We start from the raw sequence: 13,337 nt of genomic DNA on the forward strand, positions 1-13,337 counted from the left end.
CCCTACCTCCCCCACCCACTTAAACAAATAAAAAGGTTTGCAGTCGTAGACATCGTCGATGTCGGGGATTCATATCACTAGGCCATGCTCATGGCATCGAGCATGCTCCAAAGAATGTCCAGTTTGAACTGGAGAATTTCCAGCATGCGCTCCTGGCCTTCGCGGGTCTTGTAATGCTCAAGCGTGATCGCCAGACCATGCTCGACATCGCGGCGCGCCTGCCCGAGGCGGGTGCGGAAGTATTCGTAACCAGCCGGGTCGATCCACGGGTAATGCTGCGGCCAACTGTCGAGGCGCGATTGGTGGATCTGCGGCGCGAACAGTTCGGTCAATGAGCTGCTGGCGGCTTCCTGCCAACTGGCGCGACGGGCGAAGTTGACGTAGGCATCAACGGCGAAACGCACGCCGGGCAGCACCAGTTCCTGGGAGCGCAGCTGATCCGGATCGAGGCCGACGGCCTGGCCGAGACGCAGCCAGGCTTCGATACCACCGTCTTCACCGGGAGCGCCGTCGTGGTCGAGCAAGCGCTGAATCCACTCGCGACGAATTTCGCGATCCGGGCAGTTGGCGAGGATCGCCGCGTCTTTCAGGGGGATGTTCACCTGATAGTAGAAGCGGTTGGCGACCCAGCCCTGAATCTGCTCGCGGCTGGCGCGACCTTCGTACATCGCCACATGGTACGGGTGGTAGATGTGGTAATAGGCGCCTTTGGCGCGCAGGGCCGCTTCGAATTCGGCGGGGGACATTACTTGGTCGGTCATTGCGGTTCTCCGGGGAACAACCCTAGAAATCTCTGGTGTCTGTGCCGGCCTTATCGCGAGCAGGCTCACTCCTACAGGTGATCGCATTCCAATGTAGGAATGAGCCTGCTCGCGATAGACCGCGCAGCGGTCTCAAATGCTTACAGCACAATACTCATGCCATCGAACGCCACTTCAACATCACGTCGGGCCAGCTCTGCACGCTCCGGCGAATCTTCATCGAGAATCGGATTGGTGTTGTTGATGTGGATAAGCACCTTGCGCTGCTCGGGAAGCTGTTCCAGCACTTCGAGCATGCCGCCGGGGCCGTTCTGCGCCAGATGGCCCATTTCGCGACCGGTACGAGTACCGACGCCACGGCGCTGCATCTCATCGTCATCCCACATCGTGCCGTCGACCAGCAGGCAATCACTGCCAGCCATGATTTCCAGTAGCGGCGCGTCGACCTTGCCCAGACCCGGTGCGTAGAACAGCTTGCCACCAGTCTTCAGGTCTTCGACGATCAGGCCGATGTTGTCGCCCGGATGCGGGTCGAAACGGTGCGGCGAGTAGGGCGGTGCAGCGCTGCGCAACGGCAGCGGCGTGAAACGCAGGTTCGGGCACGCCGCCACGGTGAAACTCTGGTCGAGTTCAATGCGGTTCCAGTTCAACCCGCCGTTCCAGTGGGTGAGCATCTTGAACAGCGGGAAACCGGTGCTGAGATCTTCGTGAACCATGTCCGTGCACCAGACCTGATGCGGGCAGCCTTCACGCAGGCTGAGCAGGCCGGTGGTGTGGTCGATCTGGCTGTCCATCAGAATGATCGCGCTGATACCGGTGTCGCGCAGAGCCCGGCCCGGTTGCATCGGGGCGAAGCTTTGCAGTTGCGCGCGGATGTCCGGCGAGGCGTTGCAGAGCACCCAGTTCACGCCGTCATCGGAAATGGCGATGGACGATTGGGTGCGGGCCTTGGCATTCAGGCTGCCGTCGCGAAAACCTGCGCAATTGACGCAGTTGCAATTCCACTGCGGAAAACCGCCACCGGCGGCCGAACCCAGAATCTGGACGAACATGAACGCTCCAATCTTTCAACGCTGAAAATAAAACGCCTCGGCGAGCCGAGGCGTTGCACTGCAATTCTGACGAGGCAGAACTCAGCGGCTGGCGAAGTACATGGTGACTTCGAAGCCGATACGCAGGTCGGTGTAAGCCGGTTTTGTCCAGGACATAAGGTGACTCCTTCTTCAGGTGGGTGAGATAGCGCTATCCATAGGTATAGTCCACGGCAGCGCAAAGATGTTCCAAATAGTTAGGCTGCTATGTTACTCAAAATTTCACCAGTATTGCCCGTGAATCTTTGAGAAAGCTCCTTGCAGCCTGAGTAATGATCATTCTGCCGCTTGCCACGATGAATCCGGCATCACGTCACTGGCGAGGCAGCGCAAGCCGCCTTCTGCGTTGTTCAGGCGATGTGCGGTGGCCAGCACGGCCGGGCGATCCAGTTGTCCGATAGCGGTGCCCAATTGCGTCAGGTAATCCGACGAGTGGCCAGCAAGCTTTGCCTGCCAGAGCAGTTCAGCGGCGTCTTTGGCGGACAGATTGCTCTCGTCGAATTGCGCCGCGAGTGACTGGCGTAGCTGGTTGAAACTGCGATCATCGAGGTTTTCGATCAGCGCAGGAACGCTGTCGAGGAACTGCTGGATGTGACCGAGCAACTGAGCCGGTGCAGTGTTCGGCGACTGCACGCCAAACATCAGTCCGCTCTGGCCGTGAATCTGCCGCAGGGCGCTGAATACCGCATACCCCAACTGCAATTCGACCCGCAGGCGCTGATAGAACGGCGTCTGACACAGCTGTGCGAGCAGGCGCCACGCCGCCTCGTCGGATATCTCGCGACTTGCGGTAGGACAGAACAGCAGCAGGGCGTGTTCACTGGAGCCGGTATCGATGTGGCTCCACAGATGTAGAGCATTGATCCCAGGCGTTGCCGGCAGTTGATTGTCCGGTGTGCCGGGGATGCGGCTCAGGGCCAGGCCCATTGCGGATTGAGTCTGCGTGCTGAGGCCCAGTGCCTGTCCGTCCCAGCGCGAAGTTGTCCACAGGTGGTTGGCGTCGTCCGACTCGGCGGCCGCTGGCAGGCAGCGCTCCGGCAACGCCTTGAGCAATTGACGGATCGGTATCAACGACGCTTCTGGCTCCGCGCTGGCAGAATTGGCGTCAACCTGCGTCAGATCTTTCAGTGCATGCTCCAGGACACCTGGCATCGGCTCTTGCAGGCCGGTCAGTTTCAGCAGCCATTGAGTGCCGGTGGCACTGAACGACAACTCGACCCCGGCCTGACGCGAGTCTTCCTGAGTTTGCCGCAGGCTGCGCTGTAGCTTGCCTTGCAGATCGGCACTGGCTGCGGCTTGCAGTTGCCAGCGCAGATAAATCGCGCCTTGATCTCCGGTGTCCGGCAGCGCCTGGCTGAACTGCATCGGCGAACGCTCGCGACGGCCGCGCGAACGATCCTGGGCAAACGTGCGCAAGCCACGGTGGGCGCTGGTCTGGCCGCGAATTAACCCGGCGTTGGCCAATGGTTCGCTGGAATGCAGGAAAGGGTTGGCTGCCGGCAGATGCCAGTGGTTGCTGAAGTTATCCACAACGCCGATTTCGCGCAGCACTTGTTCCAACGCAACGACGGCGTTTTCTGACAGACCGCTGTCGAGTTGTTCGCTGTCGAGGCGCGCCAGTTGCAGTGCTGTGCTGATTTGTTGCTGACGCTCAAGCAGATTGGCGTATTCCTCGCGCAACGCTGCCCAGTTCTTCTGCTTGGCGAAGAAGCTCAGCCAGTCCAGCAGTTGTTCGCGAATGATGCCTATGGCTTCGCGGGGGGCAGTGAATTGAAGGTGCAGCAATGCCTGTCCGGCGAAGTGATAAAGCGGAGCGGCTTTCAAGTCATCTGCGAGGTTTTGTTGCTGCAGATGTGCGAGCAAGCCGCCAGGTTTGGCATTGTTCAACCAATGGCAAAGAAACCCCAAGGCTTCAGCAGACGAGACTGGCAACGAGTCGAAGGCAAACAGCAGATGGCAACGCCGTTCGCCGGCCTGTTGATAACTTTTCACGCCTAGCGGCAATGTCTCGGCCTGGGCAACTTTACCCCCAGCCGGCAGCTTTGCTGCGAACTGCTCCGCCAGTGCGCGCAATTCCTCAGTGCTCTGCGGGCCGGCCAGGCTCAGGTTCATTTGTCCGCTGCGATAAAACTGCTGATGGAAGTCTTGCAGCGCCTGCTGAAACGCCGGCTGCTCGACTTGCAGTGTGTCGCGGTTCCCGGCATGAAAGCCGCGTAACGGATGGTTTTCCGGCAAACCCTCGTACAGCGCAAACGCCTGCTGCGCCGCAGGATCCTGCGACCAAGCGACAAATTCCGCCTGCAACACTTCCCTTTCCCGCAATTGATCATCCGGATTCATACGCGGATGGGTAAGCATGTCTGACAGACGCTCCAACCCCGCGCTGAACGAGTGTGTCGGCAGCTCAAAGAAAAAGTCGGTGGTGCGCTCTCGAGTGCTGGCATTTACCTGCCCGCCATGCCCTTGCACGTAGGCCATCAGCCCTTCACTTGCAGGAAAACGTTCGGTGCCGAGAAACAACAAATGCTCAAGGAAATGCGCCAGCCCCGGCCACGCCAGCGGCACGTCGTGGCTACCGGCAGCCACGCGCAACGCGGCGGCGCTGCGCTTCAGGCCGGGCACGTGACGCAAGGTCACGCGCAAGCCATTGGCCAGGGTTTCGGTGTGGGGGCGGGGGTGAGTCGGCGCAGGCATGGGCACTTCCAGAACAGTGAAGTGCCAATGCTAGCGGATTAGCGCTTGTTCAGCGCGTCGTAAAGCTCAGGGCGACGGTCGCTGAGGTAGCGATTGGCGGCGCGGGAGTCGACCATCAACTGGCGATCCAGCTCACCGACGATCAGCGCTTCATCGAGACCGGCCTGAGCGATACGGCTGCCGTCCGGTGCCGCGATGCTGCTTTGCCCGCAATAGTGAATGTCGCCTTCGTGGCCGCAGTAGTTGGCGTAGGCCACGTAGCACTGGTTTTCGAAGGCGCGGGCGCGCACCGATACATCGGCGATGAAATCGAACGGAATCATGTTCGCCGTTGGCACCAGAATCAGCTCCGCGCCATCAAGGGCAAGACGACGGGCATTTTCCGGAAACTCGAGGTCGTAGCAGATCAGGAACCCGAGCTTCCAGCCGTTCAGTTCAACCACCGGAAAGTCGCCTTCGCCGGGGCTGAACATCGACCGATCGAGATCGCCGAACAGATGCGTCTTGCGGTAATTGCACAGGCGCTCGCCGTTCGAGTCGATCAACTGCACGGCGTTGTAAATCTGTCCGTCGGCGGTGCGCTCGGGATAGCCGTAAAGGATCGCCAGGCCGGCAGCCTTGGCGATCCGGCCGATTTGCTGCGCCCATTCGCCGTTGTAGACCTCGGCCAATGTGCTGACCGCTTCGGCGCCGATGTTGTAGCCGGTCATGAACATCTCTGGCAGCACCAGCAGGTCAGCGCCCTTGGCCTCCATCGCCAGTTGATGCAGGCGTTGCAGGTTGGCGGCGGGGTCCAGTGGCAGCGGTGGACATTGGTAAAGGGCTACACGCATCAGGGATTCCTCTTACTCGGGCAGGGCGATAGGGCCGATGTCTTTGAACACATCACCCGGGCCCGGGTTCGCTTTATGTGTAGAACCGCCGAAGTGTTTCATGATCCCCCACACCGCGTTGAGCGAAGTCTGCACCGCGCCTTCGACCCACGCCGGGGTCCACGACACGTCGTCGCCGGCGATGAAAATCCCGCGCTGCTCGGCCGGCATATCGTCCTGCATGAAGTGCGCGTACATGCGCTGGTTGTAGCGGTAGTGGCCGGGCAAGGCACCCTTGAATGCGCCGAGGAAATACGGATCGGCTTCCCACGACACGGTGATCGGATCGCCGATGATCCGCGCGGCGATGTCGACTTTCGGGTAGATTTTTTTCAACGCATTCAGCGCCAGTTCAACGCGTTTTTCCACCGGGTGCGGCAGCATCTTCAACGCGTCGCTCATCCACGAGTACGACAGGCAGATCACGCCCGGCTTGTCGTCGCCGTTGTCGAACAGGTAAGTGCCACGGGTCAGGCGGTCGGTGAGGGTCATGCTCATCAGGTCGCGACCGGTTTCCGGGTCCTTGTCCTTCCAGAATGGCCGGTCGACCATCACGAAGGTTTTCGACGACTGCATGTAGCGGGTCCGGTCGAGCGCCATCCACATCTTCTGCGAGAACAGAGTTTCGTCGCATTCGATCTGGGTGGTCAGCAGCCAGCTCTGGCAAGTGGTCAGGACAGCAGCGTATTCGCGGGTGTCGCCGTTGTTGTCGGTGACGGCGAAGCGGCCATCCGGCGCGTGGGCGATTTTCTTCACGCCGGAACGCGGCGCACCACGGTGCAGAGATTTCAGGCTGGTGCCTTCAGGCCAGTGCACGCAGCGTTCAGGTACATGGCGCCAGATGCCTTGTGGGACTTGCTCGACACCGCCGACTACGAGGTGCTGGTGATCGTCGCAATTGGTCATCACCACGCGGAAGATTTCCAGCATCGAGTTGGGGAAGTCCGAGTCCCAGCCGCCGGTACCGAAACCGACCTGACCGAACACTTCGCGGTGATGGAACGACAGTTTGGCGAAGGCTTCCGAGGTGGCGACGAAGTCGTAGAACGTGCGGTCGTCCCACAGCGGCACCAAGGTGTTCCACAGCTCTTTGAGGCGTGGCACGTCACGGTCGCGAATCGCTTGCTGGATGTCGGAGAACTGCGAACCGGCCTCCAGCGCATCCGCCCAGGCGTCAGCCACTTCCTGGAACAGCGCAGGAAGATCCGCCAGTTTCTGTGCGTAATGGGTTTTCCCTTCCAGGTCGATCACCGTGCTGCCGGAGGCTGGCGTCAGCGGGTTCGGGAAAGGTTTGGTCTCAAGCCCGAGCTTGTCGACGTAGTGATAGAACGCGGTGGATGACACCGGGAAACGCATGCCACCGAGTTCGGCGACGATGCCATCAGTGCCGTTGAACGCCTGCGAGCGCAGACGACCGCCCAGCTTGGAGGCCTCGTAAACCACCGGTTTCAGGCCAAGCTTCATCAACTCGTAAGCGGCGACCAGACCGGCGATGCCGGCGCCGACAATCGCCACTTCAGCGCCGTGATGGTGTTCAGGAATGCTGCCGAGGCCCGCCGGGTGTTCGATCCAGTCGTCAAAAGCGAACGGAAAGTCCGGGCCGAAAATGGTGACTGGTTTCTTACCGTCTGCAGGATGGCGATTGTTCTTGTTCATGTCTGACCTTACTGGCGATCCGACGCGGAATGCGCGTCTGAGTATAGGAAAAGATGCCAGCCATTCTAGGGAGCGTAGAACACGTTAATAAGACGCAAAGTGTCGTCGTTTTGCTAATTATCTGATCAATATGACGATTAGTGACTGCATATTGATCAAAGTGTGGGAGCGAGCCTGCTCGCGAAGAGCCCTGTAATCACCCAGGATGATCGATCAAAACTTCAAACCGGCTGCCCCCGATCAATCTTGCTGCTCAAAATGATCGAAGTCGTGGTCTTCTCCACCCCATCCACGCTGCCAATCTGATCCAGCAACTGATCCAGCTGCTCCGGCGAGTCCGTGCGCAACCACGCCACATAATCAAATTCGCCACTCACCGCACACAGTTGCTGCACCTGCGCCATCGCGCTCAAACGGCGCAAAACCTCTTTGCCGGAGCGCGGCTGAACTTTGATTCCGACATACGCCTGCAACCCGCCATCGACCACTCGCTGACCCAGACGAACGCCATAACCGGTGATGACTTTGGCCTTTTCCAGCCGGGCCAACCGCGAAGTCACCGTGGTGCGCGCAATGCCCAATTGCCGGGCGAGCATGGCCACGCTTTCGCGGGCGTTGATTTGCAGGGCTGCGATTAGCTGGCGGTCGATTTCATCAAGCACGGGCGGGCGGATGTCTGGCAAGGGGCGGCTCCATTGGGCGCGGATCATTAGGCGGGCATGTTACAGGCTCAATCGGCGAGGCGCTTGGGGGGGGGATAATCGAATCGTGTCACCTGAGTGCCGACCTGTTTTATTGTTGAAACAAAAGATCTGACAATTGATTTGACTTGCCAGCCTTCTTTGCCAAGAATGCCAACAAGAGCGCGAAATCTGTTGCCTTGCAGGGCATTAGCAGACGTAGGTACCTCAGCGATGCTGCAACATCGGTGTAAGGTGAGACCTCTTCATCCCATTTCCTGAGGATGCAAATATCAGGATTCAAACATCAAGGGCAGCCAAATGACTGCCCTTTTCTTTGTCTTCAAGAATGTACCGCTGGTACAAAAGTTCGCCTTGGCGATGCTTGTTCATCGCTCTCGCTGGAGCGTGCATGAAGTTCCAGAGGACGTGTCCGTTTCGCACATCGACCACGACAAGCATGTCATTTTTTGCCTCATAAGCGTTGATGAATGCCATTCGGTATCCGCCGTTATCGTAAAGGACTTTCCATACTTCGAAAGGCCCGATGAGCGTATCAATGGCATGTTGAACATAGCGTTCGCGGGAGTCTGGGCGTTTCTCGACGATGTGCGCCAGTTTGTCTCTCATGACCGCAATGTTTCCAATGGGCGTGAGGATAGTAACCGCCATGACGGACTCGTCGATGAATCCAAAGTAAGCCAAGAGAATTCTCAGCGCTCCTTCTGCGTCGTCAGCCCTCTTTACCTCTTCGATTGCGGCTGACCGAAGTTCTCTCGATAACGTTCTCAGATCAGGTAAAGCAAGGTCGATCCAGGTTGGTTGATCGGCTGCTTCCTTTATCTGTGGCGCAGCGTTCACGAGCATAAAAGCAATCCTGGACGGGCGGTAGCGTCCGGAGATTCCTCGTCCGCAGAAACGGTCAACAAGGTAGGATAAGGGGAGAAAACATAGGTTCGGAACATTCCTACAGACCTTGCGGTTGTATTCCTAACAATGTGCTCGCGCAGGTGGAGAAGATAACCGGCTAAAAGGTCCGCGCAATTTTTGTTTGATCGCGTTTGCGATTCCAGACATCGCCAATTGGTACGTCAGTGTTGGCGTGGAAGAGAGAGATTGCTTGGAGGAGTAGATGGAGGGAGGGCACTGGTTGCCAGCTTTGCAGAATAGGCAGTTTCGGACTCGCTCAGGTTGAAAAGACCAAAACTCATGCAAGAAAAAGCCGCGCATTTCGCGCGGCTTTCAATTTGGTGGGCCCACACGGACTTGAACCGTGGACCAAAGGATTATGAGTCCTCTGCTCTAACCAACTGAGCTATAGGCCCTCAGTAGGCCGCGGATTATAGCGATGGTTTCTCGGCTGTGCTATCCGAATAATCCGATACGGTTACACGAAGAAACGTTGCCGCGAACTCTTCCGGCGGTAGCGGCAGGCTGACGATGTAGCCTTGGATCTGTTCGCAGCCTTCGGCGGCGAGGAATTGCTGTTGCGCCTGGGTTTCCACGCCTTCGGCAATCACGGTGAATTGCATGCTCCGGCCCAGCGCGATGATGGCGCGCACAATGGCCGCGTCGTGGGGGTCGTCGGGCAGTCCGCGGACGAAAGACTGGTCGATTTTGAGGATGTCCAATGGCAAGCGCTTGAGGTAACTGAGTGAGGAATAGCCCGTACCGAAGTCGTCGATTGCCAGTTGTACACCGAGGTGTTTGAGTTGATGCAGCACCGCCAGCGCCTCTTCGGCCTGACTCATGATGAAATTCTCGGTAATTTCCAGTTGCAGTAAATCGGGCCTCAGGCGGTTTTCCTTGAGTAGTTGCTCGATACGTCCGAGCAGGTTCGGCTGACGCAGTTGCGCGCCTGCGAGGTTGACGGACAGCGGCCCAAGGCTGTCGTAGACCTGACTCCACTCGAACATTTGTCGGCACGCGGTCTCCAGCACCCAGTCGCCGATCTGCAGGATCATGCCGTTTTCTTCGGCCAGTGGAATGAAGTGCTCCGGTGGCACCTCGCCAAAGGTCGGATGCCGCCAGCGGATCAGTGCTTCGGCGCCGACCAGACTGTGATCGTCGAGGCTGATTTTCGGTTGATAGTAGAGGAACAGTTCATCACGCTCGATGGCTCGACGCAGTTCGTGCTCCAGTGCCACGCGTTCAATGGCTTGAGCGGTGAGGTCGCGGGTGTAGCTTTCGACCCGGTTGCGGCCCTTGGCTTTGGAGCGGTACATCGCCGCGTCGGCGTTTTTTACCAAAGTTGCCACGTCGCAGCCGTCGCGCGGGTAGAGGCTGGTGCCGATGCTGGCACTGATGAAAAATTCGTGTTCGCCGGCCTGGAAGGGCGCGCCGAAGCAATTGAGCAGTTTCAGCGCGATGTTATCGGCGTCGCTGGCCTGCTGCAGGCCGGGCAACAGAATGATGAACTCATCGCCGCCGAGGCGGGCGACGGTGTCGATGTCGCGCAGTTGTTCTTTCAGGCGCACCGCAATGCCTTTGAGCAGCAGGTCGCCGACCGGATGACCAAGGCTGTCGTTGATGTGTTTGAAGCGATCGAGGTCGAGAAACAGCACGGCACCCTGACTGCCGTTTTCCTGCTGACTGTTCAGCGCCATCAACAAGCGGCTTTCGAATAGCGTCCGGTTGGGCAGGCCCGTGAGCGGGTCGTGGTGAGCCTGATAATCGAGTTTGGCCTGGGCGTGCTTGAGGCTGGAGATGTCGGCAAATACGGCGACAAAGTGGGTGATGAACTTGTCGCGGTTGCGCACGGCGCTGATGGTCAGCCAGCTCGGGTACAACTCGCCGTTCTTGCGTCGGTTGGAAATCTCGCCTTGCCAGTGACCTTCGTCGGTCAACTGGTGCCACATCGCCGCATAAAACGCGCTGTCGTGCAGGCCGGAGGCTAGCAGGCGCGGGGTGTGGCCTAGGGCTTCGCTTTCCGTGTAACCGGTGATCTCGGTGAAAGCACGGTTGACGGCGCTGATGTGCTGCTGGGTATCGGTGATCAATACGCCTTCGGCCGTGCTCTCGAATACCGTCGCGGCCTGTTGCAGCTTTTCCTGCATCAGATGACGTTCGGTGATGTCGCGGGCGATGGTCAGCATGCAGTCTTCGTCGCCGATCGGTAGCGGTCGGGCGGATACTTCGCAGAGGCGGATCTGCCCGTCGCTACGGCGGATATGGCAGCTGAAATCACGGACGAAGCCGTCACGGTGCAGCAGGTCGAGCATCTGTTTGCGTTCGTTGAGGTTGACCCAGATCCCCAGGTCTAGCGCCGAGCGATCAACCGACATGGCACTGTTGAACCCGGTGATGCGGCTGAAGCCTTCGTTGACCTCCAGCAGCAAACCGTCGCTCTGGCGCGACAGCAGCAGACCGTCCGGCGAGGCATGAAACGCCTTGGCAAACTTCTCTTCCGAGGTTTGCAGTTGCTGTTGGGTTTCCTTGAGTTGAGTGATGTCGCGCACTACCACCACCAGCGCTGGCGTGGTGTCGAGGTCGAAAGGTTCGGCGGAGATCAGGCCGGTAAACACCTGACCGTTGTTGCGGCGAAAGGGCATCTCCAGGTTACGGATGCTGCCGGCCTGCAAACGCTGCAACAGGCCCGGACCCACGCCGGGAATGCCCCAGATGTTCAGCTCGGTGGCGGTTTGGCCGATGACCTCTTCGGCTTTCAGTCCGATCTGTTCCTCGAAGGCTTCGTTGACCTCCAGCAGGCAGCCGTCGGACAGCCGCGCGATCACCAGAATGTCCGGGCATTGCTGGAAGACCGAGGCGAATTTCTGCTCCGACAGCCGCAACGCTTCTTCGGTACGCTTGGTTTCGCTGATGTCGATCATCAACCCGCGCATCACCGGTTCATGGCCGTGCTCGATCAAGCTGACGATATCGCGTACCCACAAGCAGCGACCATCGGCGGTGATCACCCGGTAATCGAGGCTATGATCGCGTCCGGCCAGCACTTCGTGGTCGCAGAAGCTTTGGGCGCGGGTCAGGTCGGCTGGATGGATGATGTTGCGCCAGAACCCCGGAATCAGCCAATGCGACAGTGGATAACCGAGCAAGTCTTCAGCATGAGGCGAGACATAGCTGTAGGTGAAGTCGCTCATCCGCGCCTCCCAGGCGATGGCCGACAGGCTCTCTACCAGGCCGCGGTAGTGATACTCGCTGCTGCGCAGTTCCTGTTCGAGGTCGATACGTCGGGCAATCTCGGAACTCAAGCGTCGGTTGATGCGAATGACCACTGCCAGAATAATCATCAGCAGGAGCAGGCCGGGCAGGCCGTAGATCAACAGATCTGACCACAATGTCCGATGATCGAGGACATTGCCCACCCAGTGTTCCTGGATGCTGCTGATTTCGTCTGGGCTCATGTCGGCCAGGACTTTGTCCAGAATTCCGACCAGCATTTTGTTTTCGCGCGGCACGCCCATTGCCAATTGATAGCGGTAAGGCGTTTCACCGCTGACATACAGGCCATCGAGCTTGAGCTGGCGTAGGCTCCAGACGCTGGAGGCGAGGTCGCCGACCACAGCGTCCACTTCGTCGGTTGCGAGCGCCTGCAGTGCCGAGCTGACGTTGGGCATGGCAACCAGATTCAGATCTGGGTGGTGCGTGCGCAGGAGTTCGTGCGGCGCGTAGTTTTCCACCACGGCGATTTTCAGACCGTACAGATCTTCGAGTTTGCGCGGTTGGGCGCCACCGACGTGGGCCAGAATGACGATCGGAAAGTCCAGATAGGGACGGGTGAATGACAGGTAGCTCTGGCGCTCCGGGGTGGACATGATGCCCGGCAGCAGGTCGATCTTGCCTGCTTTGACCTGCTCCAGCACCACCGTCCAGCTCACCGGCTCGATGGGTGTGAGTTTGATCGCCAGCCGTTGGCGAATCACGTCGATATAGTCCGCCGCGAGCCCCTGATAACGCGCCTGATCGTCGCGAAACTCGAAGGGCGGCCACGACGCGTCAACACCCAGACGCAAGTCCGGATGAGCCGCTAGCCAGCTACGTTCTTCATCGGTCAGAGTCAGCGCGTCAGCCGTTGCGGTCCAGATCATCAGTGACAGCAAAAAAAGCACGGACGCCAGTCTGGGCATAACGCTCTCGTTATGGCTCGGGGATGATTGTTTCGAGTGTAGACGGGGTATGCGGGGGAGGGGCGTTGCGAGGAATTTAATCTGCCATATAAACAAAACCCCCGGCCTGGGCCGGGGGTTCTGGTATCACTCGTCGAGGAAGGAGCGCAAATGCTCGCTTCGCGTCGGGTGGCGCAACTTGCGCAGCGCCTTGGCTTCGATCTGACGGATCCGCTCACGCGTTACGTCAAACTGTTTGCCCACTTCTTCGAGCGTATGGTCGGTGTTCATGTCGATACCGAAACGCATGCGCAGTACTTTGGCTTCACGGGCAGTGAGGCCGGACAGCACTTCGCGAGTCGCTTCTTTCAGGCTCTCAACAGTGGCGACATCGATTGGCGGCGGGCTTGGGGAGTGTTTGGATTATTGAACACCAAAGGGGTGATGGAAAAAAAAAACAAAAAAGACCCCAAAAAAAAAAAAAAAAAAAAACCCCGGAAAAACACGCACAAAAACA

General features: G+C 58.7%; 8 protein-coding genes, 1 tRNA gene and 2 pseudogenes. All 11 read right to left on the minus strand.

Going from position 1 to position 13,337, the window contains the following annotated elements; all coding sequences use genetic code 11:
* Nucleotides 1-80: 80 nt before the first annotated feature.
* Nucleotides 81-761, minus strand: a pseudogene (gene pqqC, locus ACIOWE_RS24095) (pyrroloquinoline-quinone synthase PqqC); the annotation flags it as partial.
* Nucleotides 762-901: 140 nt separating this feature from the next.
* Nucleotides 902-1,813, minus strand: coding sequence for a pyrroloquinoline quinone biosynthesis protein PqqB (pqqB, locus tag ACIOWE_RS24100; RefSeq protein ID WP_401396667.1), 912 nt, complete (start codon nt 1,811-1,813; stop codon nt 902-904).
* A gap of 81 nt (nt 1,814-1,894) precedes the next feature.
* The gene (gene pqqA, locus ACIOWE_RS24105; protein WP_003422658.1) at nt 1,895-1,969 is read right to left on the minus strand and encodes a pyrroloquinoline quinone precursor peptide PqqA; all 75 of its coding nucleotides are present in this window, start codon (nt 1,967-1,969) and stop codon (nt 1,895-1,897) included.
* A 159-nt stretch (nt 1,970-2,128) separates the two neighbouring features.
* Nucleotides 2,129-4,546, minus strand: a complete 2,418-nt coding sequence (gene pqqF / locus ACIOWE_RS24110; protein ID WP_401396670.1) for a pyrroloquinoline quinone biosynthesis protein PqqF — start codon at nt 4,544-4,546, stop codon at nt 2,129-2,131.
* 38 nt (nt 4,547-4,584) lie between these two features.
* Complete coding sequence (locus ACIOWE_RS24115) at nt 4,585-5,379, minus strand: carbon-nitrogen hydrolase family protein (RefSeq protein ID WP_401396673.1); 795 nt, start codon at nt 5,377-5,379, stop codon at nt 4,585-4,587.
* A 12-nt stretch (nt 5,380-5,391) separates the two neighbouring features.
* Complete coding sequence (locus tag ACIOWE_RS24120; protein ID WP_401396676.1) at nt 5,392-7,074, minus strand: flavin monoamine oxidase family protein; 1,683 nt, start codon at nt 7,072-7,074, stop codon at nt 5,392-5,394.
* Nucleotides 7,075-7,295: 221 nt separating this feature from the next.
* Nucleotides 7,296-7,757, minus strand: coding sequence for an Lrp/AsnC family transcriptional regulator (locus ACIOWE_RS24125; RefSeq protein ID WP_007910086.1), 462 nt, complete (start codon nt 7,755-7,757; stop codon nt 7,296-7,298).
* Between the two features lie 297 nt (nt 7,758-8,054).
* Complete coding sequence (locus tag ACIOWE_RS24130) at nt 8,055-8,621, minus strand: PBECR2 nuclease fold domain-containing protein (protein WP_401396679.1); 567 nt, start codon at nt 8,619-8,621, stop codon at nt 8,055-8,057.
* Between the two features lie 381 nt (nt 8,622-9,002).
* Nucleotides 9,003-9,079: transfer RNA gene (locus ACIOWE_RS24135), tRNA-Ile, on the minus strand.
* Nucleotides 9,080-9,094: 15 nt separating this feature from the next.
* Nucleotides 9,095-12,841: a bifunctional diguanylate cyclase/phosphodiesterase gene (locus ACIOWE_RS24140; RefSeq protein WP_401396682.1), complete on the minus strand. Its 3,747-nt coding sequence runs from the start codon at nt 12,839-12,841 to the stop codon at nt 9,095-9,097.
* A 126-nt stretch (nt 12,842-12,967) separates the two neighbouring features.
* A pseudogene (locus tag ACIOWE_RS24145) lies at nt 12,968-13,219 on the minus strand (sigma-70 family RNA polymerase sigma factor); the annotation flags it as partial.
* Between the last annotated feature and the right edge of the window lie 118 nt (nt 13,220-13,337).

It is taken from the genome of Pseudomonas sp. NPDC087598 (assembly GCF_044743525.1).
Classification (GTDB): Bacteria; Pseudomonadota; Gammaproteobacteria; order Pseudomonadales; family Pseudomonadaceae; genus Aquipseudomonas.

What these genes read in the sequence shown, in the direction of transcription:
- ACIOWE_RS24120 (WP_401396676.1), bottom strand. Translation starts at nt 7,074, where the DNA reads ATGAACAAGAACAATCGCCATCCTGCAGACGGTAAGAAACCAGTCACC.
- pqqB (WP_401396667.1), bottom strand. Translation starts at nt 1,813, where the DNA reads ATGTTCGTCCAGATTCTGGGTTCGGCCGCCGGTGGCGGTTTTCCGCAG.
- ACIOWE_RS24115 (WP_401396673.1), bottom strand. Translation starts at nt 5,379, where the DNA reads ATGCGTGTAGCCCTTTACCAATGTCCACCGCTGCCACTGGACCCCGCC.
- pqqF (WP_401396670.1), bottom strand. Translation starts at nt 4,546, where the DNA reads ATGCCTGCGCCGACTCACCCCCGCCCCCACACCGAAACCCTGGCCAAT.
- ACIOWE_RS24140 (WP_401396682.1), bottom strand. Translation starts at nt 12,841, where the DNA reads ATGCCCAGACTGGCGTCCGTGCTTTTTTTGCTGTCACTGATGATCTGG.
- ACIOWE_RS24130 (WP_401396679.1), bottom strand. Translation starts at nt 8,621, where the DNA reads ATGCTCGTGAACGCTGCGCCACAGATAAAGGAAGCAGCCGATCAACCA.